Below are 20,187 nucleotides of genomic sequence, written 5' to 3'. Positions count from 1 at the left end.
ACCGTCGCGTTCGACGGTCACCCCAGGTGGAGCGGGCTGTGCGGTGATGGAACCTCAAGCCGGGGCGGGCCGATCGGGCCGCCCGCCCCGCGGCGGTCAGGTCTGCGGTTTCGCCCGGGTGAGACCGTGCCTCCGGGCGAACTGCGTGAGCGACGAGAACCGCACCTGCTGGAGAAGGACCGCGACCACGATGATCGCGCCCTTGACCATGTTCTGGACCTCGGTGGGCAGGTTGGCGATGGCGAACAGGTTGGTGATCGCGGAGAACACGATCACGCCGAACAGCGAGCCGATGATGGTGCCGCGGCCGCCGGACAGCAGCGTGCCGCCGATGATCGCCGCGGCGATCGCATCGAGTTCGTAGAGTTCGGCCGCGGCCGCCTGGGACGAGGTGGCGAGCGAGGTGAGCATGATCGCGGCGATGCCGCAGCACAGGCCCGAGAGGGCGTACAGCAGCATGGTGTGGCCGCGGACGTTGATGCCGGCCAGCCGGGCCGCCTCGGCGTTGCCGCCGATGGCGACGGTGCGCCGGCCGAAGGTGGTGCGGTTGAGCAGCACCCAGCCCAGCCCGGCGACCGCCAGCAGGATGATGACCAGCAGCGGGATGCCGACGATCCGGGTGGTGGCGATGCTGTTGATGAACTGGTCGCCGGAGATCTGGGTCTGCTTGCCGGAGATCTGCGCGGCCAGGCCGCGCGCCGCCACCAGCATCGCCAGGGTGGCGATGAAGGGCACCAGCTTGCCGTACGCGATGAGCACGCCGTTGACCAGGCCCGCGCCGATGCCGACGGCGACCGCCGTGAAGATCATGCCGACCGGGCCGAAGCTCTGCGTGGCCAGCGTCGTGGCCCACACGCCGGACAGCGCGATCAGCGCGCCGACGGACAGGTCGATGCCGCCACCGATGATCACGAAGGTCATGCCGACGGTGACCACGCCGATCGCGGCCGCCTGGGTCAGGATGACCATGATGTTGTTGACGACCCAGTCGGCGTCGCTGTAGAGGTCGGGCCGGATGTACGCGCCGATCGCGAACAGCGCCAGCAGCACCCCGACCAGGCCCAGGTTGCGCCGCATCGGCTCCTGCGCCTCGTCCTTCCACCAGCTCGTCTTCACGACGCGCTCGTCAGCGGCGTGGGGCGGGTGCCCCCCGGGCGCCTCCACCTTCTCCTCGCTGGACACGCTCATGCGGCCACCTCTTCAGTCGTCGCGGCGGTCAGCGATCCCGCCATAACCAGATCGAGTACGTCTTCCTCGTTGATGTCGGCCGCGGGCGCTTCGCGCACCACCCGGCCCTCGCGCATGACGAGGACCCGGTCGGCCAGGCCGAGCACCTCGGGCACCTCGCTGGAGACCAGCAGCACCCCGACGCCGTTCGCGGCGAGGTCGCGGATCACCTGGTAGAGCTCGGCCCGCGCGCCGACGTCGACGCCGCGGGTCGGTTCGTCGAGCAGCAGCAGACGGGTGCCGCCGAGCAGCCACCGGCCGACGACCACCTTCTGCTGGTTGCCGCCCGAGAGCGTGCGCACGGCCCGGCGCACGTCACGCGGGCGCAGTTCCAGCTGGTTCGCCACCCGCATGGCCTCGTCCTGCTCCTTGCCGGCGTCGGTGAACCCGGCGGTGGCGTACGAGCTGAAGTTGGTCAGCGTCATGTTGCGGTAGATCGGCTGGCCGAGCAGCAGCGCCTGGCTCTTGCGCTCCTCCGGGGCCATGCCCAGCCCGGCCCGCACGGCCGCGGCGACGTTGCCCGGCGGCAGCGCCCGCCCGTCCATCACCACCGTGCCGGCCTCCGCCTGGCGCGCCCCGAACACCGTCTCCAGCAGCTCGGAACGGCCCGAGCCGACCAGGCCCGCGATGCCGACGATCTCGCCGGCGTGCACGTCGAGGTCGACCCCGGTGAACTCGCCGGAGCGGCCCAGCCCGCGCACCTCCAGCAGCTTCTCGCCGGGCGCGGTGTCCGGCCGGGGCGGGAAGACGTACTCGATGGAGCGGCCGGTCATCCGGCTGACCAGGTCCTTGGTCGGCGTGGTGCGGGCCGGCAGGTTGACCGCCGAGGTGCGCCCGTCCTTGAGCACGGTGACCCGGTCACCGATCTCGCGGATCTCCTCCAGCCGGTGCGAGATGTAGACCACCGCGATGCCCTGCGCGGTCAGCTCCCGGATGATCCGGAACAGGTTGCCGACCTCGTCGTGCGCCAGCACCGCGCTGGGCTCGTCCATGATGATCAGCTTGGCCGAGTGCGACAGCGCGCGGGCCATGCTGACGATCTGCTTGCCCGCAGCGGGCAGCGACTTGACCAGCCGCTGCGCCGGGATCTCGCCGTGGCCCAGCCGGCCCAGCAGCTCCCGGGCCTGGCGCGCGGCCTGGCCCTTGTGCACGAAGCCGAGACTGCGCGGCTCGTGGCCGAGGTAGATGTTCTCCGCCACCGACAGGTAGTCGACGAGGTCGAGCTCCTGGTAGATGGTGGCGATGCCGGCCTTCATCGCGGCCTGCGGCCCGCTGAACGAGACCTGCTCGCCCAGCCACTGCACGTCGCCCGCGTCGGGGCGGTGCACGCCGGCCAGCACCTTGATCAGGGTGGACTTGCCCGCGCCGTTCTGCCCCAGCAGGCAGTGCACCTCACCCGCGCGCACCTCCAGCTCGACGCCGTCGAGGGCGCGTACGCCGGGGAAGGTCTTGACCACACCGGACAGCCGCAGAACCACCTCGCCCGAGGCCTCCGCAGCGGTCGCCGCCTGCTCGCTCATGCTCGACTCCTCGCTCATCTCGGGCTCAGGCCTGCTCGAAAGCGATCTCGCTGGCCAGCACCGCGGCGCCGGCGACGCCGGCGCGGGGGCCCAGCTCGGACAGCACCAGGGGCAGGTTGCCAGTGGCCAGCGGCAGCGACCGCCGGTAGACCACGCTGCGGATCTCGGCGAGCATGATGTGGCCCAGCTGGGCCAGCCCGCCACCGATGACGATCATCGAAGGGTTCACGAAGCTGACCAGCCCGGCCAGCACGGTGCCGATGCGACGGCCGCCGTCGCGGATCAGCTGCACGCAGACCACGTCGCCCTCGACCGCGGCGATCGCCACGTCCATCGCGGTCACCGCGCCGTTGGTCGCCAGCCGCTCGGCCAGCGCGGGCGAGGTGCCCGAGCGCGCCGCGGCGGTGGCCTCGCGGGCCAGTGCGGCACCGCTGAACACGGCCTCGAGGCAGCCGACGTTGCCGCAGGTGCAGACCGGGCCGTGGCTGTCGACCTGGATGTGGCCGATGTCGCCGGCGCAGCCGTCGGTGCCCCGGTAGACCTCGCCGCCGAGGAAGACGCCGCAGCCGATGCCGGTGCCGATCTTCACGAAGAGGAAGTTGTCGACGGAGTGCGCCACGCCCGCGTTGCGCTCGCCCACGGCCATGATGTTCACGTCGTTGTCCACCACGGCCGGGCACCCGTGTTCCCGCGTGAGCAGCTCACGCACGGGGAAGCGGTCCCAGCCGGGCATTATCGGCGGCGAGACGGGCACGCCGTCGCGGAAGCTGACCGGGCCGGGCACGCCGATGCCGATGCCGTCGAGGTGCGTGAACGCGCCCTCCACCTTGGCCTTGGCGAGCAGCTCGTTGACCCGCTGCAGGGTGACCTTGGGGCCGCTGCGGATGTCGGCCGGCTCGCTGTAGTGCGCGACCGGCTCCAGCCGGCCGTTGGTCACCTCGACGTCGATCGACGTCGCGCCGAGGTCGACACCCGCGAAGCGCATGGCCGGGTTCAGCTCCACCAGCGTGGACCGGCGGCCGCCGCGCGACTCGGCCGGGCCCGCCTCGGCGACGTGTCCCCCGGCAACGAGCCGGTCGAGCTCGCCGAGCAGTCGCGGACGGGGGATGTCCAGCCGGTCGGCGAGTTCGGCGCGCGACAGCGCACCCTCGTCTCGCAGCAGCCGCAGCACTCTGACGTGCAGCGGGTCCCAGAGCGTCCGCGCGAGGCTCATCCGCTCGTTCCTCCGACCTGATAGGACTCCACCGATGTGGTGTGTCGCACAGGTTACGAGCTTTCGACAATCGTGTCCATAGCTTCTCGCCGAATCCGCGAAACTTTTGTTTGATCTAGCAGAAGTTAGCCATGACCATCCAGAACACCCCCTCCCCTACTGCGCAAGTCTTAAAAAGTCGCGGTCTCATAACGGTCTCGAAGCCGCGAGGTCGTCAGACTTGCGCCCCCGGCCGGAGCCCGGCCGGCGGGAGGCGGCGTCGTAGCAGGTGGGCGGCTGTCCGGCCAGGACCACGGCGGGCCGCACGGCAGCGGATCCGGGTGCCGCGACCGCGGCCGTGTCCGCCGGCGCACACGGCCGGCGGAGAGCGGATGCCGCCTCGACGGCACCGGCGGTGCACGGAAGAGACCTCCGCGACGCGGCCTCATGGATACTTTCGCGCCCAGCCGGGACAGTCGAAGCGACCGGTCCTTCTGATGCCCGTCCAGCCCTGTCGGACGGGCCGACCGCGCGGGTGAACGCGCCCGATTCACGCACGTCACCGAGAAAAGTCGCCCGCCCTCGCGGCGGGAACCTTTTATGGGAGCGCCTCCTCACCACGATCGTTCGACTTGCCAGGCAAGCGGGCGAAAGGGCGCCCAAGATACGCACAGGTGCCTGGCAAGTCGAATGATCGTGGAGCGATGTGCGGGCGGCGCGGATCGGGCGGGCGCGGCGCGGATCGGGTGGGCGGGCGCGGCGCGGGTGGGCGGGCGCGGAGCGGGTGGGCGGGCGCGGAGCGGAGCGGAGCGGAGCGGAGCGGATCGGGCGAGTGGGGAGGTCGGTCAGGCTCGCGGGAGGCGCTGCTCCTGCCAGCGCTGCATCGCGCCGCCTACCTGCTCCTCCACGAAGCGGAAGAAGTCGCGCAGGTCGGCCATGCGTTCGCCGGCCAGGGTCCGCGCGCCGCCTGCTGCCTCGATGACGACGTCGGCCTCGTCGGAGAACTGGCCGTAGAAGCCGCGCTTGGCGGTGGTCACGCCGTACCAGGGCTGGTCGGGCAGGCGGTAGCGGTCGCGGCGGGAACCGGGCGCGGGCTCGCGTACCACGAAGCCCATCTGCATCAGGTATCGGACGGCGCCGGAGATGGCGGCGGCGCTGACGCCCAGGCGCTCGGCCAGGTCACCGGCGGTCAGCGAGGTCTCCTCGGCGCTCATCATGGTCATCAGCACCCGGGACGGCATCCGGGGGAAGCCCATGTCGGCCAGCATCATCGCCATGTGCTCCACCGACCGGCGCACACCGTCCTCATCACGCGGCGCGACCGCGTCAACCTTGTCGCTCATCAAGGACGATCATAACAAGCTTAGGAGTATTCACAATTTTATGAACAACGTGCACGTTCCCGGCCGTACCGTGCGGTGCCCGCCTCGGCCGCGGGCACCACACGGTGGAGCAGGACGCTAGGAGCCCGCGCCCTTGGCGGTGCCGGTCAGCGCACCGACCACCCAGCCGACGAACAGCCCGTAGGCCGAGCCCGCCGCGGCGGCCTGGAGCGCGCCCACGAACGTGGGATCGCTGATGATGAACGCGGTGATGAAGGCCGCCAGCGCCGATCCGAAGATCAGTGCCGACCAGCCGAGCAGGAAGCCGCCGGCGCCACCGGTGACCGCCTTGCTGACCACTCCGAGGATGAGGGCCACGAAGAGGATCAGCAACAGCGCGCGCAGATCGTCGGCGAGCAGCCGGCGCATCGCGCTGCTGGATCCGTCGACGGGACCGAAGGCCCACCGGGGCCAGGTCAGCACACGCAGGAACCAGCCCCAGGCACTGTCGGAGCTGGTGTGCCTCGACACCCACTCCACGAAGGGCTGATTACCGAACAGAAGGACGAGCGCCACGGTTGCGATGATCCCGGCACCTGTCACCGTACGAGTTCGCGCCATGACTAATGATAGTTTCCCAAGCGCGCATATGTCGATGGGTCATACCGCTGGTAACACCTGCCTTTCCCGCCCGTCGACCGGTCACCGGCGGCTGTCGCACCTAGACTGACGGCCATGCGCACCGTCCACGTACGCTGCGGCGACGACCTCCGGGAGACCCTCGGACCGGCCGGCTTCCCCGGTGACTTCGTGTCGTTCACGGACCCGGTGTGCCAGGGTCCCGTCCCCCGCACGGCTGACCCGGCCGAGTTCGACGCGATCCGCGCGGACTGGCTCGCCGGGGCGTACGACCTCGACGCCGCACCCGTGCGCGGGCGCCTGTCGCAGGAGCGGGCCGCCCTCGACACCCTGGAGGCGTACGACCGGGTGCTGCTGTGGTTCGAGCACGACTGGTTCGACCAGGCGATCCTGATCCGGCTGCTCGCGCTGCTCGCCCACCGGCCCGCGCTGCACGGACGGCTGCGCCTGATGTCGATCGACGCGTTCCCCGGCGAGGACCCGTTCATCGGGTTCGGGCAGCTGTCCGCACCGCAGCTGGCGACACTCACCGGGCGGGAGCGCCCGGTCACCGCCGAGCAGTTCGCCGCGGCGGAGCGGGCCTGGGCCGCGCTCGCCGCGCCGGACCCCGCCGCGCTGGCCGGGATCAAGGACGAGGCGCTGCCATACCTGCCCCGGGCGGTCCGGCGGCACCTCGCCGAGCTGCCGTGGACCACGGACGGGCTGTCGCTGTCCGAGCGGCTGTGCCTGCGCGCGGTCAGCCCCGGGCCGCTGCCGTTCGCGGCCGTCTACCGGGCGCACCAGGACACCGACCCGCTGCCGTACCTCGGTGACGTGATGCTGCTGCCGGTGCTGAAGCGGCTGCACGACGCCGAGCGCCCGGCGCTGGCGCTGCGCGGCGGCGAGTACCAGCTCACCGCGTACGGCCAGCGGATCCTGCACGGTGACGCGAGCTGGCAGACCTTCCCCCGCTGGGTCGGCGGGGTGCTGCTGCCCGGCTGGCGGTGGGACCCCGACGCGGCCCGGCCCGTCCCGGCCTGAGGTCCGCCGGGGTCACGCCTCCAGCGGGGCGGCGGCGAAGGAGACCTTGAAGCGGGCGCACCAGATGGTGACGCTGCGCAGTTCGGTCGGGTCGACGTTGGCGGGCACGGCGTAGACCTGGGTGCCGTGGGTGCCCTTGAGACGGCCCAGCTCGACGTGCTTGCCGTCGTCGAAGACGTGCCAGCCGGCGCGGCCGGGCAGCACGGGCTGATCGGTCAGCCATACCCGCAGGTCGGGACCGTCCGATGTGGCCAGGTCGCGCAGGATCACCTGGTGGCGGCCGTCGGGCAGCCGCACCAGCTGCGCGGTCCCGGAGCTGTCGTGCTCGTGCGTGACCAGTTTGCCCTCCGCCAGCAGCACCGCGACGGCCGACGGCGAGGGCGCGCCCACGGTCGGGGAGGCCGGCGAGGGCGTCGCGCTCGCGGACACCACCGCCGGGGCGGCGTCGTTGACGGTCTTCGACGTGAGCAGTTTCCAGGGCTGGAACCAGTACAGACCGAACGCCAGGCCCACGGCCAGCACCGCGGCCACCGCCCAGACGGCGGGCTTGCCGAACATCCTCGTCATGCCCTGACGCTAAGGCCCGCACGGCCCCGGCGGGACCCCACGTTCGCGGATCGTAAGGTTCCGACGGCGGCGGCGTCCGGGCACCGCCGATGATCTCGACGTACGCTCGCGGCATGGCCACCAGTGTGCTCGTCGTCGACGACGACCCGACCGTCAGCGACGTGGTACGCCGTTACCTGGAGCACGCCGGGCACCGGGTGGTGCTGGCCGCCGACGGGCAGGCCGCGCTCGACGCGTACGCCCGGGAACGGCCCGACCTGATCATCCTGGACCTGATGCTGCCGGTACTCGACGGGCTGGAGGTGGCCCGGCGGCTGCGCGCCAAGCCCGGCCCCGGCGTGCCGATCATCATGCTGACGGCGCTCGGCGAGGAGGTCGACCGCATCGCCGGCCTGCAGGTCGGCGCGGACGACTACGTGACCAAGCCGTTCTCCCCGCGGGAACTGGTGCTGCGCGCCCAGTCCGTGCTGCGCCGCACCGGCCCCCAGGCCGCCCCGGTGGCCGTGCTGACCGACGGGGACCTCGTCGTCGACCCGGTACGCCGCACCGCCCACCTCGCCGGCCGCGAGCTGGCGCTGACCGTACGCGAATTCGACCTGCTGGCGTTCCTGATGGCGCACCCGAACGAGGCGCTGCGCCGGGAGCGGCTGCTGGAGTCCGTGTGGGGCTGGACCTTCGGTGACCAGTCGACGGTCACCGTCCACGTGCGACGGCTGCGCGAGAAGATCGAACCCGACCCGGCCGCGCCCCGGCGCATCCACACCGTCTGGGGCGTGGGCTACCGGTACGAGCCGGTGCAGGCGGGCGACGGTGCGTGACCTGCTGCTGATCCTGCTCGCCGCGCTGGCCGGCGCGGCGGTCGTCTGGCTGCCCGCAGCCCTGCTGCTGCGCGTGCTGCACCGCCGCTCGATCACGCTGAACGTGTGCGTGCTGCTGGTGGCCACGGTGCTGGCGATGCTGGCGGGGGTGCTGGCGGTCGCCGAGGGCATGTTCATCTCCCCGCACGACCTGCAGGTGCTGCTCGTCGTGGTGCCGCTGTCCGGGCTGGTCAGCCTGGGGATCGGCGGCTGGGTGGCGTGGCGGCTGGCCCGCTCGGCGATGTGGGCGGCCGACGCCCGCGAGCGCGAGCGGCAGGTCGAGGCGAGCCGCCGCGACCTGGTCGCCTGGGTGTCGCACGACCTGCGCACCCCGCTGGCCGGCATGCGGGCCATGGCCGAGGCCCTGGAGGACGGGGTGGTCAGCGACCCGGCCACGGTCGCCGAATACCACCGCCGGATCCGCACCGGCACCGACCGCATGGCCGCGCTGGTCGACGACCTGTTCGAGCTGTCGCGGATCAATGCCGGGGCGCTGCAGCTGTCCCCGGTGGACGTGCCGCTGGGCGAGGTGGTCTCCGACGCGGTCGCCGCGGCCGCGCCGGTCGCCGCCGCCCGGGGCGTACGCCTGGTCGCCGAGGGCGACTGGCCCGTGGTGCGGGCGGGCGAGCGCGAACTGTCCCGGATCGTGGCGAACCTGGTGCTCAACGCGGTGCGCTACACGCCCCCCGACGGCACCGTGACGGTCACCGGCGGACGCGACGCCGAGGGCGGCTGGCTGGCCGTCGACGACACCTGCGGCGGCATCGCCGAGCCCGACCTGCCCCGCGTGTTCGACGTGGCGTTCCGCGGCGCGAAGGCGCGCACCCCGGACGCCGACGGCGGCGGAGGCGGGCTCGGCCTGGCCATCGTCGCGGGGCTGGTCGACGCGCACGGCGGCCGGGTCGACGTCGCGAACACCGCCGCCGGCTGCCGATTCGAGGTGCACCTGCCCGCCGTGGCGGGCTGACGGCCGCCCAAGATCGCTGCAGGGCGTGGCGTCCGGTCTGCGGGACGGGCCCGATTCGCGTGGTGGATCGCGCATTAGGCTGCCTGGCATGCCTTCGGTTTCCCCTGACCTGGTCCACATCGGCTCCTACACGGCGAAGGCCGGCACCGCGCAGGCGATCACCGCCTGGCGGCAGGACCCGGACACCGGGCGGCTGGAACCGGCGGGTCCGCCCGTCGCGGCGGTCGACCCGTCGTGGCTCGCCTGGCACCCCGACGGCACCCACCTGTACGCGGCGAGCGAATCCGCCGCGCAGGTGCTGTCGTACGCCGTGACCGCCGACGGGCTCGAACTGCTCGGCGCGCAGCCCAGCGGCGGCGCGGACCCCTGCCACCTGGCCGTCGACCCGCAGGGCCGGTTCGTGGTGGCGGCCAACTACAGCGGCGGCTCCGTCGCCGTGTTCGCGATCGGCGCCGACGGCGCGCTGCTGCCGTACCACCATCTGATCGCGCACGAGGGCAGCGGCCCGGACCCGGAGCGCCAGGAGGGACCGCACGCGCACATGGCGCTGCTCGCCCCCGACGGGCTGCTGCACGTCACCGACCTGGGCACCGACGAGGTACGCAGCTACGCCGTCGGGCCCGGCGGCCTGCGGCCCGTCGCGACCTCGCCGCTGGTCGCCGGGATGGGGCCACGCCACCTGGCCGTGCACCCGTCCGGGGTGGTGTTCGTCGCGGGCGAGCTGGACTCCACGGTCGTGGTCTGCGAGGTCGCCGACGGGCTGCTGCGGCCGGTGTCGAGTGTCGCGGCGACGGCCGGCGAGCCGGGCGAGCGCAACTACCCGAGCCACCTGGAGTGCTCGCCCGACGGGCGCTTCCTCTACGTCGCGAACCGGGGTGCGGACTGCCTCACCGTGTTCGCGGTGGAGGGAACCGCGCTGCGGCCGGTCGCGGACGTGCCGACCGGCCGCTGGCCGCGGCACTTCGCGCTGCTCGGGGACTTCGTGTACGTCGCCGACCAGGACGGCGACACGGTGAGCGGGTACCGCCGCGACCCGGCCACCGGCCTGCCGTCGCCGACCGGCGACACCGTCTCGGTGCCGAACCCGTCCTGCGTCCTGCCCGCCCCGCGCCGCGCCTGACCACTGGGCCGTCCGGCACGGAAAATCCTCCCCGAGGCGCCGAACGCGGACGAATATCCCCGAAGAACTCCATACCCTCCCGGGACCGGCTGATACTGGCCACGTAGCAGTCATGATCACGGGAGGCGTACATGATCGGGGCGATCCTCTGGGGCATCATCGGCGGCGCGATCGTCGGCTACCTGGGCCGGCTGCTGCTGCCCGGGCGCCAGAACATCTCCGCGCTGATGACGGTGATCGCGGGCATTCTGGCCGCGACGCTGGGCGGCATCATCGCCACCTGGCTCGGCGTCGGCGAGACCCGGGGAATCGACTGGATCAGGCACATCATCCAGCTCGCGCTGGCCATGTTCTTCGTATGGCTGGCCGCGCGGATGTCCGCCAAACGCCATACGCAGGCGGTGCAGCCGCGCACCCGCTGATCCCTCAGGAGCCGGGCGCACGTCCGCTGTGCGCCCGGGTACGCAGGATTAATCAGTACACACTGGACATGAATGTTTACTGACCGTGGCGCGCGGCAATCGCAGCGCCATGGTACTGACCGCATCGCGATACCGCACCGCGACCGGTGCGGGCGTCATCGCCGCACTCATCCTCGTGCTGGTGTTCGGCAGCCCCGTCTACGTCGACTGGGCCAACGACAACGCCGACACCAACACCGCCGGTGGCTGGTTCCTCAAGCTGCTGACGTGGCCTGCCTGGAGCTTCGACGCGGACAGCTCCGTGCAGGACGTGCTCGCCGCCGACCTCAAGGCGATCCTGCTCATCATCTTCACGGCGGTGTTCCTGGCCCTGTCGACCAACGCCCAGCTGGGACGCGCCCGCGGCACGTTCAGCCAGCTGATGGCCGGCTGGTCCGGGTACATCTTCGCGGGTGCGGTGGCGGGTCTGCTGACCGCCTTCATCCGCTCGGACGCCTCCCTGCTGGGGGCCTTCCAGGCGGCCGGTTCCGGCGCCATCTACGGCCTGTTCGTGGGCTGGATCGTCGGCATCGCCACGCTGGGCCACTACCGCGGCTCCACCCCCTGAGCCCTGCGGCCCAGTTGTTTCTGGGGAATCCGCCTCCTCCGCTCCCCCGGAGGCCGCGGGTTCCCCGGAACCGTCTTCCGGCCCCTGTCTGCCGTGGTGACCGGCGGGTAACGTGCGGCGGGTGGAGATGACTTACGACACGACCATGCAGGGCGCGCTGGCCGAGCGCATGGGCATCAAGCTGCTGGAAGCGACCCCGGAACGGCTCGTCGCGACGATGCCGGTGGACGGCAACACCCAGCCCTTCGGCCTGCTGCACGGCGGCGCGTCCTGCGTGCTGGCCGAGACCCTCGGCTCGATCGGCGCCACGCTGCACGGCTCGACCATCGGCCGCCCGTACGCGGTGGGCGTGGACATCAGCGCCACCCACCACCGGGCCGCCCGCTCCGGCCTGGTCACCGGCGTCGCCACTCCCCTGCACCGCGGCGGCAGCATCGTCACCTACGAAATCGTCATCACCGACGAGGACGACCAGCGCATCTGCACCGCCCGCCTCACCTGCCTCCTCCGCAAGTAACCGCCGCCGAGCAGCCCGTCATTACCAGGAGGGGCGTTGGAGGAGGCTGACGAACTCGACGAGGAGGCGTTCGCGCAGGCGGGGTGGGGCCGCGGCGAGCACGGCGTTGACGACGGCCAAACGGGGGGCCGCGCCGGGTTCACCGCCGGTGAGGCCGAAGGTGTCGGCCAGGCCGGCGACCATCTCGGCGGTGAGCTGGTCCGGCGGCAGGTGGGCGGCCATCGCGAGCAGTTCCGCGGGCAGCTCGACGGGGCCGTGGGCGCGGGCGGCGGCGGCCGATTCGGCCAGGGCCGGGCCGAACTGGGGCACCTGCGGGAGCACGGACGCGGTGACGGTGAGGTGGATGCTGGCCGGGATGCCCTGGTACGGCAGCTGCGGCTGGGTGTGCCAGCCCCGCGCGGCCAGCTCGTCGGCGAGCACGAACAGGTCCAGCCCCGGGTCGTCCGAGGTCAGGCACACGACGGTGAAGTCGGCCGGGGCGAGCAGACGCAGCCCGTCCACCTCGGACACGGCCTTGGCCAGCCCGGCGACGGCGTCGCGGGTCTGCCGGGCCAGTTCCAGGTATCCCTCGTCGCCGACGTGCCGCAGCGTCGCGAACGCCGCCGCGATCGGCCCGCCGGACCGCGTCGACGAGATCACCGGGTTGACCATGGTGTACCCGGGCCAGTCCGCGAACGCGAAGTACTGCGGACGGCGCAGGCCCGCGTCCCGGTGCAGCAGCACCGACACGCCCTTGGGGGTGTAGGCGTACTTGTGCAGGTCCACCGACATGCTCGTCACCCCGGGTACGCCGAAGTCGAACGCGGGCACCGCTACCCCGACCCGGCGCAGGAACGGCAGCGCCCAGCCGCCGAAGCACGCGTCTACGTGGCAGCGCACGCCCCGCTCCGCGGCGATGGCCGCGATCTGCTCGACCGGATCGACGACCCCCTGCGCGTACGACGGCGCGGAGCACGCCACCAGCACCGTGTCCGCGGTGATCGCGGCGGCGACCGCGGCCGGGTCGGGCGTGAACGTCGCCGGGTCCACCGGCACCAGGTCCAGCTCGACGCCCAGGTAGTGCGCGGCCTTGGCAAACGCCGCGTGCGCGGTCGACGGGGCGACCAGGCGCGGGGAGTTGATCTCCGGGTGCGCGTCGCGGGCCGTCTTCACGGCCAGGATCAGCGACTCGGTGCCGCCGCTGGTGACCGAGCCGACCACGTCCGGCGCGGTGGTGCCGGGGCCCGCCCCGAGCACCCGGGCCGCGGCGGCGACCAGCGCGTTCTCGGTGGCCAGCAGGGACGGGAACGCCGTCGGGTCCAGGCCGTTGACGTGCGCGGACAGGGCGTACGCGGACATCGCCAGCTCGTCGAGCCCCGCCTTGGCCGGGTCGTACACGTAGGCGAACAGCCGCCCGCCGTGCGTGGGCAGGTCGGCCGCGCGCATCCCGCGCAGCTCGGCGAGCACCTGGTCGGCGGGCACGCCCTGGGGCGGAAGTGCGTCGATCATCGGGTCACCGTACCTGTCTCCACCTGCACCGATGCCAGCCGCTCCGGGGTCAGGTCGTAGCGGCGCAGCAGCAGCGTCACCGGGCCGACCAGCAGTGCGGGCACGAGGCTGAAGCCGAGCAGCACGCCGAGCTTCGCGCCGTCGGACTGGACCGCCGCGCCGCTCGCCGAGGAGACGTAGCCGGACAACTGGAGCACCAGCGCGTACAGGCCGGGTCCGAGCGCCAGGCCGAAGGTCTCGCCGGCCGTCCACAGGCCGGTGAACACGCCCGCCTGGCGGCGGCCGGTGCGGGCGGCGTCGTACGCCACGCAGTCGGGCAGCATCGCCATCGCGAACACCTGCTGGCCCGCGTACCCCACGCCGATCAGGCCGGTGATCACGTACGCGACGACCGGCGGCACGGAGCCCGCCACGATCAGCGCGAGCGCGCCGCCCGACAGCAGCACCGAGGCCAGCACCAGCGCCTTCGTCTTGCCGACCCGCGCACCGACCCGGCTCCACAGCGGCATGACCAGCAGCGCGGGGCCGACGAAGCAGGCGAACAGCAGCGTCGGGCCGTCCTCGGGGCGCTGGAGCACGTGGTCGGCGACGTACTTGACCCCGGCCAGCATCGTCGCGACGCCGATCGACTGCACCACGAACACGGTCAGCAGCACGGTGAACGGCCTGTTCCGGCGTACGACGGCGAGCTGCGCGCGCAGCGTCGGCTCGCTCTCGGTGACCCGGCCGACCGGCGCGCGCCGGGTGCCCAGGAACGCGCCCAGCGCCCCGACCACGATCAGCGCGGCGACGAACAGGCCCATCCAGCGGTGGCCGGGCACGCCCCCGCCCCCGGCCTGCACCACGATCGGGGCGACCGCGCCGGAGACCAGGATCGCCACCGCGAGCACGGCGACCCGCCAGGTCATCAGCCGGGTGCGCTCGCTGTAGTCGTCGGTCATCTCGGCGGGCATCGCCACGTAGGGCACCTGGAAGAAGGCGTACGCGGTGGCGGTGGCCAGGAACGCGACCGCGACGTAGACCGCTGCCCCGGAACCCGCCCCGAACGGCCCGGCGAACATCGCGGCGAACAGCACCGCCACGGCGAGGCCGCCGAACAGCAGGTACGGCCGGCGCGCGCCCCAGCGCGAGACGGTGCGGTCGGAGATCCGGCCCGCGACCGGGTTGATCAGCACGTCCCACGCCTTCGGCACGAGCACCAGCAGGCCGGCCAGGCCCGCGGCGACGCCGAGGTTGTCGGTGAGGTACGGCAGCAGGAGCAGGCCGGGCACGGTGCCGAAGGCACCGGTTGCCAGCGAGCCCAGCGCGTATCCGGCGCGTACACCGCCGGTCAGCGGCTGGTCCCGGTCAGGGGCGGTGACCTCGGAGGATGTGGGGGGCGACACGGTCATGGCTGCGGATGCTACGCGCCGTGTGGCGTAGCGCACAGAGGGAGGTGAGGGAATTTCACACTGTTCTTGATGCTTCAACAATCAAGTAGCAACGGGCGCGTCACCTGGACGGGCACGTTCCGACGACGAGACTGGTGAGCCATGACCGAGCAGCCGGCAGTACGCACGAGGGTGACCGTTCCGCTGCGTTTCCCGGACGGGTACGCCACCACCGCCGAGGTCTTCACCTTCACCGGCCTGTCCGACGGCCTGGAGCACCTCGCGCTCGGCCTCGGGGACTTCGCGGACGCCCAGACGCCGCTGGTGCGGGTCCACTCGGAGTGCATGACCGGCGACGTCTTCGGCTCCGCCCGCTGCGACTGCGGCCCGCAGCTGCGCGAGGCCGTGCAGCGCATCTCCGAGCGGGGCGGCTACCTGCTGTACCTGCGCCAGGAGGGCCGGGGCATCGGCCTGTACGCCAAGCTCGACGCGTACGCGCTGCAGGACGCGGGCCTGGACACGTACGCCGCGAACCGGGCGCTCGGGTTCGGCGACGACGAGCGGGACTACACCGCCGCCGCGCAGATGCTGGCCGCCCTCGGCGTGCCCCGCATCGACCTGCTCACCAACAACCCCGACAAGCCCAGCCAGCTGCGCGACCACGGGGTCGAGGTGGCGCACGTGGTCCCCACCGCCGTGCACGCCAAGCCGGACAATCTCCGCTACCTGCGCGCCAAGGTGACGCATACCGGCCACACCATCGCCCTGCCGGCCGCCGCCTGACGGCCCTGCTCAGCCCCCATCGACCGTTAAGAAGGGCACCTTCTACATCGCATAGCGATGTGAAGGTGCCCTTCCTTTCGCTCGGGTGCCGAGCGGCCGCGGACCGTCGAGGTCCCGCTGGTGGTGCTAGGCGGTGATGTCGTTGACGCAGCGGAGCACGGGCTGGGCGGCCAGTGCGGTGGCGTCGAGGCGGGCGGTGGTGTGCACGGTGAACGTGACCGACTCGCCGGGCAGCAGCGTGACCAGGGCCTGGTCGACGGTGGCGGCCGGGTCGAGCCGGTCGGGGAACAGGGACAGGTCGCGCAGGATGGTCGCGGCGGTGACGGTGACGGCGTAGCCGTCGGCGGTCGGTGCGACGGTCGTCTCGTACCGCGCGGCCGGGTAGTCGATCTCGCGGTCCTCGGCGTGGAACCACCAGGCCTGCTGCTCGCCTACGACCGCGCGGAGCAGTTCGGACCGCGGTTCGTCGGGCAGCGCGACGCCGTCCGGGATCGGCGTCACCGTCACCGAGCGCGGCGCGGCGTCGAACGCCACCGCGGTCGCGTTCAGCGCCTTGCCGGCGAGATCGTGGCTGGTCACGTCCGCCGAGGCCGACCACGGGCGGTCGGTGTCGTTGGAGGCGACCAGGACCAGGCCGCCGTCGCGCGGCTGGATCGTCAGAAGCCGGTCGGCGTACGCCTCCCGCAGCGCGTGCCACAGGGGTTTGCGCCGGCCGTCGCCGTCGATCGCCGCCCAGGACGTCACCGGCCAGCAGTCGTTGAGCTGCCAGACGATCGCGCCCATGCAGACGGGCTGGTGGGACCGGAAGTGCTCGACGGCCAGCCGGATCGCACGGGCCTGGTTGACCTGCGTGAGGTAGTGCCAGTCGTCGAAACCCTGCGGGTCGGGCAGGTGCGCGTCCAGCCCGCGCCGCAGCTTCAGGTCGCCGTCGGCGGCCTTCTGGTGGTGGCGCATGCCGGGCGAGTCGCTGGCCAGCGGCTCGTCGTGCAGCGCCCGGCGCAGCGTCGCGTACGCCGGCGGGGCCTGGAACCCGAACTCGGCGCAGAACCGGGGCACGTAGTCCCGGTAGTGCGTGTAGTCGATCTGGTTCCACACGTCCCAGATGTGCATGGTGCCGTGCGCCGGGTCGTTCGGGTGGATGTCCGGCGTGCCCGACCAGGGGCTGCCCGGCCAGTACGGCCGGGTCGGGTCCAGCTCGGCCACGATCGCGGGCAGCAGCTCGTGGTAGAAGCCCGCGCCCCAGCTGCGCCCGGCGAGCTTCTCGGGCCAGCCCCAGTCGGCGAAGCCCCAGATGTTCTCGTTGTTGCCGGTCCAGGTCACCAGACTCGGGTGCGAGGCCAGCCGCACCACGTGCTCACGCGCCTCGGCGGCCACCTCGGCCGCGAACGGCTCCTCCTCCGGGTACGCCGCGCACGCGAACAGGAAGTCCTGCCCGACCATCAGCCCCAGCTCGTCGGCCAGCTCGTAGAAGTCCTCCGACTCGTACCGGCCGCCGCCCCATACCCGCAGGTAGTTGATGTTCGCGTCGCACGCCTGGCGGAAGCGCTCGGCCAGCCGCTCCCGGGTGATCCGGGTGACGAAAGCGTCGTCGGGGATCCAGTTGACCCCCTTCACGAACACCGGCACGTCGTTGACCACCACCGTGTACGGCGTGCCGTGCTCGTCCGGCGTCGTGTCGACCCGTACCGTGCGGAAGCCCACCCGCCGCTCCCACCGGTCCAGCTCGCGCCCGCCCTCGGTGGCCAGCACCACGCGCAGCGGGTAGAGCGGCTGCTCGCCGTAGCCGCGCGGCCACCAGCGCCGCACGTCGGGCACGGACAGCCGCAGGGTCGTGCCGATGCTGCCGGCGCCGATGGAGGCGACGCCGACCACACCGCCGACCTCGACGGTGACGGTGAGCGACTCGGTGGACGCCCGCTCCACGTCGACGTGCACGTCCACCACACCGGTCGTGCCGTCCACGGTGACCTGCGGGCGCACCTGCGCCAGCCGCGCCGTCGACCAGCTGTGCAGGCCGATCGGCTGCCAGATGCCGGCGGTGACCACAGTCGGGCCCCAGTCCCAGCCGAAGTTGCAGGCCATCTTGCGGATCAGGTTGTACGGCTCGTCGTAGGCCCCCGGCCGCGAGCCGACCTGCTGTGCCATCGCCGCCGTGTAGTCGTACGCGGAGTCGAAGGTGATGCGCAGGTCGTTGCGGCCGGGGGTGAGCGCCGAGCGCAGGTCGAAGCGGTAGCCCCGGTGCATGTTCGCGGTGCGCCCGACCTCGGTGCCGTTGAGCGAGATGACGGCGACGGTGTCCAGCCCCGCGCAGACCAGGTCGATCCGGTCGTCCTCCGGGCCGGACCAGCCGAAACTGGTCTCGTACGTCCAGCGGGTGCGCCCGATCCAGCTCAGCTCGTTCTCGTTGGAGTCCAGATAGGGATCCGGAATGAGACCGGCTGCCAGCAGGTCGGTGTGCACGCACCCGGGCACGGCCGCCGGCACCCGGTCGACCGGCACCGGCGTGTTGCGCGCCGACACCTGCCAGCCGTGGTGGAGCTGGACCATGCTTCGGGACCGAGACGCCATCATCACGATTTGACCGCACCCTCCATGATGCCGCGGACGATCTGCCTGCCCCCGACGAACAACAGAATGATCAGTGGCACGGTGGCCACGAACGCACCGGCGAGCACTCGCCGGTACAGCACATAATTACCGCTGGCCAGGTCGAACAGCGCGACCATCGAGGTCGGGTAGTCCGTGCCGCCCAGCGTGATGAGCGGCCACTGGAAGTCGTTCCAGCTGCCGACGAAGGTGAGCAGGCCCAGCACGGCCAGCGCGGGCCGGATCGCGGGCAGCACGATGCTCCCGTAGATGCGCATGGTGGTCGCGCCGTCGACGCGGCCCGACTCGATCAGCTCGTCGGGCACCGCGCCGAGGATGAACTGCCGCATGTAGAACACGCCGAACGCGCTGACCAGGCCGGGCACGATGACCGCGAGCAGGCTGCCGTTCCAGCCGCCCTCGCCGGGCAGGTAGCCCATCAGGATGTAGAGCGCGACGATGCCGAGCTGGTTGGGCACGGTGAGGGTCAGCACGACCATCACCATCAGGATCCGGCTGCCCCGGAAGCGCAGCTTGGCGAAGGCGAAGCCGGCCACCGAGCAGAAGAACAGCACCGACACGGTGACCACGGTGGACACGATGAGGCTGTTGACCAGCGACTCGGCGAAGTACACGTCCTGCAGCGAGAAGACCTCGGTCAGGTTCTTCATGAACTCGCCGCCCGGCAGGAACTTCGGCGGGATCTCGGCCAGCGCCGCGTCGGTGCTCGTCGCGATGACGAACATCCAGTAGATCGGGTAGATGGACAGCAGGAACGTCAGCCCGAGCAGCAGGTAGGTCCACTTGCCGGCGGGGGTGTCCTGGGGCGCGCGGCCCAGCAGCGCGGGCTTCATCCTGCGGCGCGGCTCCAGGTCGGGGGGCGTCTCGGCCGGGGTAGCCGGGCGGGTGTCGGTGGTGGTGCTCATCGCTTTCCTCCTCCGAGCCGGTTGGTGACCAGGGTGTTGACGACCGCGACGATGACGATGATCAGGAACAGGGCCCACGACATCGCCGCCGCGTAGCCCAGGTTGAGGTTCTTCCAGCCGACCTTGTAGATGAGCTGGGCGATGGTCTGCCACTCGCCGTTGGAGCCGCCGCTGGCCGAGGCCGGGTTCGCGTCGAGCAGCATCGGCTCGGTGAACAACTGCAGGCCGCCGATGGTGGACAGCACGACGGTGAAGATCACCACGGGCAGGATCATCGGTACGGTGATCCGCCACAGCTGCTTCCACGAGGTCGCGCCGTCGAGGGCGGACGCCTCGTAGATGTCGCGCGGGATGGTCTGCATCGCCGACAGGTAGAGCAGCGCGTTGTAGCCGATCCACTTCCAGTTGACCATCGTGGCGATGGCGACCCAGGACTGCAGCTTGCCCGCGCGCCAGTCGATCGGGTCGTCCATGCCGAAGACGGACAGCACCCAGTTGGCCACGCCGTAGTCGCGGCCGAACACCACGAGGAAGACCAGCGTCGAGGCGGTCAGGGGGGTGATGTACGGCAGCAGCATGCTGACCCGGAACCAGGTCTGCCCGCGCAGCCTGCGGTTGAGCAGGAACGCCACGCACAGGGCGAGGAACAGTTGCGGCACCGTGGACAGCACGAAGATGCCGAAGGTGTTGTAGAGCGCGTTCCAGAAGTCCTCGTCGGTCAGCAGCTTGGAGAAGTTGGCCATTCCCGCCCAGCCGTCCTGGGCCGGGTCGTCCAGCCGCCAGGTGCGCAGGGCCACCACGCCGTTGAAGATCAGCGGGAACAGCCCGAAGATCGCGAAGAGGATGAAGAACGGTGCGATCAGGACGTAAGGCATCTGCTTCACGTCGAATCGGTGCAGCCGGTGCGATAGCCCGCGCACGATTACCTCCGTTTACCGAGGACGGTCGATATGATGCGGAACGTGGCGCGGCGGGCGAAGGGGTGGACGCCGTAGGGAGACGCCCACCCCTTCTGATCCCCACTGCAACGCGCGTGACAGGAGCCCGCGCAGCGGCC

The 20,187-nt window shown here is 71.8% G+C and carries 19 protein-coding genes; 8 read left to right on the top strand and 11 right to left on the bottom strand.

Annotation, left to right across the window (positions count from 1 at the left end; all coding sequences use genetic code 11):
* Window positions 1-96: 96 nt before the first annotated feature.
* The 5 genes from ACFQO7_RS10560 to ACFQO7_RS10540 form a co-directional block, all read right to left on the bottom strand.
* Window positions 97-1,188: an ABC transporter permease gene (locus tag ACFQO7_RS10560; protein ID WP_376806185.1), complete on the bottom strand. Its 1,092-nt coding sequence runs from the start codon at window positions 1,186-1,188 to the stop codon at window positions 97-99.
* Entirely contained in the window at window positions 1,185-2,747 is a 1,563-nt protein-coding gene (locus tag ACFQO7_RS10555) for a sugar ABC transporter ATP-binding protein (RefSeq protein ID WP_376806184.1), read from the bottom strand. Before ACFQO7_RS10555 ends, ACFQO7_RS10560 begins: the two co-directional genes overlap by 4 nt.
* A 25-nt stretch (window positions 2,748-2,772) precedes the next feature.
* Window positions 2,773-3,960 carry an ROK family transcriptional regulator gene (locus ACFQO7_RS10550; protein ID WP_376806183.1) on the bottom strand — a complete coding sequence of 396 codons (1,188 nt, stop codon included), beginning with the start codon at window positions 3,958-3,960 and terminating at the stop codon, window positions 2,773-2,775.
* Between the two features lie 824 nt (window positions 3,961-4,784).
* Window positions 4,785-5,282, bottom strand: a complete 498-nt coding sequence (locus ACFQO7_RS10545; protein ID WP_360522797.1) for a GbsR/MarR family transcriptional regulator — start codon at window positions 5,280-5,282, stop codon at window positions 4,785-4,787.
* Between the two features lie 117 nt (window positions 5,283-5,399).
* Complete coding sequence (locus ACFQO7_RS10540; RefSeq protein WP_360522794.1) at window positions 5,400-5,837, bottom strand: hypothetical protein; 438 nt, start codon at window positions 5,835-5,837, stop codon at window positions 5,400-5,402.
* Window positions 5,838-5,996: 159 nt separating this feature from the next.
* On the opposite strand from ACFQO7_RS10540, the gene ACFQO7_RS10535 reads away from it, so the two are divergent.
* Window positions 5,997-6,920, top strand: a complete 924-nt coding sequence (locus ACFQO7_RS10535) for a DUF1835 domain-containing protein (protein ID WP_376806182.1) — start codon at window positions 5,997-5,999, stop codon at window positions 6,918-6,920.
* Between the two features lie 12 nt (window positions 6,921-6,932).
* Here the strand turns inward: ACFQO7_RS10535 and ACFQO7_RS10530 are convergent, their stop codons facing one another.
* Complete coding sequence (locus tag ACFQO7_RS10530) at window positions 6,933-7,487, bottom strand: DM13 domain-containing protein (RefSeq protein ID WP_376806181.1); 555 nt, start codon at window positions 7,485-7,487, stop codon at window positions 6,933-6,935.
* 113 nt (window positions 7,488-7,600) lie between these two features.
* Between ACFQO7_RS10530 and ACFQO7_RS10525 the strand changes: the two genes are divergently transcribed.
* From ACFQO7_RS10525 to ACFQO7_RS10500, 6 genes are all read left to right on the top strand, one after another.
* Window positions 7,601-8,305, top strand: coding sequence for a response regulator transcription factor (locus tag ACFQO7_RS10525; RefSeq protein ID WP_376806180.1), 705 nt, complete (start codon window positions 7,601-7,603; stop codon window positions 8,303-8,305).
* A complete protein-coding gene (locus tag ACFQO7_RS10520) occupies window positions 8,298-9,311 on the top strand; it encodes a sensor histidine kinase (RefSeq protein ID WP_376806179.1) in 1,014 nt (337 codons plus the stop codon). The genes ACFQO7_RS10525 and ACFQO7_RS10520 overlap by 8 nt, the downstream gene beginning before the upstream one ends.
* Window positions 9,312-9,399: 88 nt before the next feature.
* Entirely contained in the window at window positions 9,400-10,431 is a 1,032-nt protein-coding gene (locus tag ACFQO7_RS10515; RefSeq protein WP_376806178.1) for a lactonase family protein, read from the top strand.
* A gap of 131 nt (window positions 10,432-10,562) precedes the next feature.
* Window positions 10,563-10,853: a GlsB/YeaQ/YmgE family stress response membrane protein gene (locus tag ACFQO7_RS10510; protein ID WP_203698648.1), complete on the top strand. Its 291-nt coding sequence runs from the start codon at window positions 10,563-10,565 to the stop codon at window positions 10,851-10,853.
* 109 nt (window positions 10,854-10,962) lie between these two features.
* Window positions 10,963-11,460 carry a hypothetical protein gene (locus ACFQO7_RS10505; protein ID WP_360522776.1) on the top strand — a complete coding sequence of 166 codons (498 nt, stop codon included), beginning with the start codon at window positions 10,963-10,965 and terminating at the stop codon, window positions 11,458-11,460.
* A 127-nt stretch (window positions 11,461-11,587) separates the two neighbouring features.
* Window positions 11,588-11,977, top strand: a complete 390-nt coding sequence (locus tag ACFQO7_RS10500; RefSeq protein ID WP_360522970.1) for a PaaI family thioesterase — start codon at window positions 11,588-11,590, stop codon at window positions 11,975-11,977.
* Between the two features lie 21 nt (window positions 11,978-11,998).
* Here the strand turns inward: ACFQO7_RS10500 and ACFQO7_RS10495 are convergent, their stop codons facing one another.
* Both ACFQO7_RS10495 and ACFQO7_RS10490 read right to left on the bottom strand, forming a co-directional pair.
* Entirely contained in the window at window positions 11,999-13,465 is a 1,467-nt protein-coding gene (locus tag ACFQO7_RS10495; protein ID WP_376806177.1) for a pyridoxal phosphate-dependent decarboxylase family protein, read from the bottom strand.
* Complete coding sequence (locus tag ACFQO7_RS10490; RefSeq protein ID WP_376806176.1) at window positions 13,462-14,856, bottom strand: MFS transporter; 1,395 nt, start codon at window positions 14,854-14,856, stop codon at window positions 13,462-13,464. Before ACFQO7_RS10490 ends, ACFQO7_RS10495 begins: the two co-directional genes overlap by 4 nt.
* Window positions 14,857-14,997: 141 nt before the next feature.
* Between ACFQO7_RS10490 and ACFQO7_RS10485 the strand changes: the two genes are divergently transcribed.
* Entirely contained in the window at window positions 14,998-15,618 is a 621-nt protein-coding gene (locus tag ACFQO7_RS10485; protein ID WP_376806175.1) for a GTP cyclohydrolase II, read from the top strand.
* A 126-nt stretch (window positions 15,619-15,744) separates the two neighbouring features.
* Here ACFQO7_RS10485 and ACFQO7_RS10480 read toward each other — a convergent pair whose 3' ends face one another.
* The 3 genes from ACFQO7_RS10480 to ACFQO7_RS10470 form a co-directional block, all read right to left on the bottom strand.
* Entirely contained in the window at window positions 15,745-18,165 is a 2,421-nt protein-coding gene (locus tag ACFQO7_RS10480; protein WP_376806174.1) for a glycoside hydrolase family 2 protein, read from the bottom strand.
* A gap of 23 nt (window positions 18,166-18,188) precedes the next feature.
* The gene (locus tag ACFQO7_RS10475) at window positions 18,189-19,058 is read right to left on the bottom strand and encodes a carbohydrate ABC transporter permease (RefSeq protein ID WP_376806256.1); all 870 of its coding nucleotides are present in this window, start codon (window positions 19,056-19,058) and stop codon (window positions 18,189-18,191) included.
* A gap of 68 nt (window positions 19,059-19,126) precedes the next feature.
* A complete protein-coding gene (locus ACFQO7_RS10470; RefSeq protein WP_376806255.1) occupies window positions 19,127-20,005 on the bottom strand; it encodes a carbohydrate ABC transporter permease in 879 nt (292 codons plus the stop codon).
* Window positions 20,006-20,187 lie beyond the last annotated feature (182 nt).

It is taken from the genome of Catellatospora aurea (genome assembly GCF_042663325.1).
GTDB classification, from domain to species: Bacteria; Actinomycetota; Actinomycetes; order Mycobacteriales; family Micromonosporaceae; genus Catellatospora; species Catellatospora aurea.
Note: the sequence above shows the minus strand (reverse complement) of the source record. Positions and strands in the feature narration are given on the sequence as shown.

Excerpts from the sequence above, each read along its gene's own strand:
- ACFQO7_RS10470 (WP_376806255.1), bottom strand. The coding sequence starts at position 20,005 with ATGCCTTACGTCCTGATCGCACCGTTCTTCATCCTCTTCGCGATCTTC.
- ACFQO7_RS10480 (WP_376806174.1), bottom strand. The coding sequence starts at position 18,165 with ATGGTCCAGCTCCACCACGGCTGGCAGGTGTCGGCGCGCAACACGCCG.
- ACFQO7_RS10495 (WP_376806177.1), bottom strand. The coding sequence starts at position 13,465 with ATGATCGACGCACTTCCGCCCCAGGGCGTGCCCGCCGACCAGGTGCTC.
- ACFQO7_RS10475 (WP_376806256.1), bottom strand. The coding sequence starts at position 19,058 with ATGAAGCCCGCGCTGCTGGGCCGCGCGCCCCAGGACACCCCCGCCGGC.
- ACFQO7_RS10530 (WP_376806181.1), bottom strand. The coding sequence starts at position 7,487 with ATGACGAGGATGTTCGGCAAGCCCGCCGTCTGGGCGGTGGCCGCGGTG.
- ACFQO7_RS10535 (WP_376806182.1), top strand. The coding sequence starts at position 5,997 with ATGCGCACCGTCCACGTACGCTGCGGCGACGACCTCCGGGAGACCCTC.
- ACFQO7_RS10485 (WP_376806175.1), top strand. The coding sequence starts at position 14,998 with ATGACCGAGCAGCCGGCAGTACGCACGAGGGTGACCGTTCCGCTGCGT.
- ACFQO7_RS10500 (WP_360522970.1), top strand. The coding sequence starts at position 11,588 with ATGACTTACGACACGACCATGCAGGGCGCGCTGGCCGAGCGCATGGGC.
- ACFQO7_RS10525 (WP_376806180.1), top strand. The coding sequence starts at position 7,601 with ATGGCCACCAGTGTGCTCGTCGTCGACGACGACCCGACCGTCAGCGAC.
- ACFQO7_RS10550 (WP_376806183.1), bottom strand. The coding sequence starts at position 3,960 with ATGAGCCTCGCGCGGACGCTCTGGGACCCGCTGCACGTCAGAGTGCTG.
- ACFQO7_RS10545 (WP_360522797.1), bottom strand. The coding sequence starts at position 5,282 with ATGAGCGACAAGGTTGACGCGGTCGCGCCGCGTGATGAGGACGGTGTG.
- ACFQO7_RS10505 (WP_360522776.1), top strand. The coding sequence starts at position 10,963 with ATGGTACTGACCGCATCGCGATACCGCACCGCGACCGGTGCGGGCGTC.
- ACFQO7_RS10515 (WP_376806178.1), top strand. The coding sequence starts at position 9,400 with ATGCCTTCGGTTTCCCCTGACCTGGTCCACATCGGCTCCTACACGGCG.
- ACFQO7_RS10560 (WP_376806185.1), bottom strand. The coding sequence starts at position 1,188 with ATGAGCGTGTCCAGCGAGGAGAAGGTGGAGGCGCCCGGGGGGCACCCG.
- ACFQO7_RS10490 (WP_376806176.1), bottom strand. The coding sequence starts at position 14,856 with ATGACCGTGTCGCCCCCCACATCCTCCGAGGTCACCGCCCCTGACCGG.
- ACFQO7_RS10555 (WP_376806184.1), bottom strand. The coding sequence starts at position 2,747 with ATGAGCGAGCAGGCGGCGACCGCTGCGGAGGCCTCGGGCGAGGTGGTT.
- ACFQO7_RS10510 (WP_203698648.1), top strand. The coding sequence starts at position 10,563 with ATGATCGGGGCGATCCTCTGGGGCATCATCGGCGGCGCGATCGTCGGC.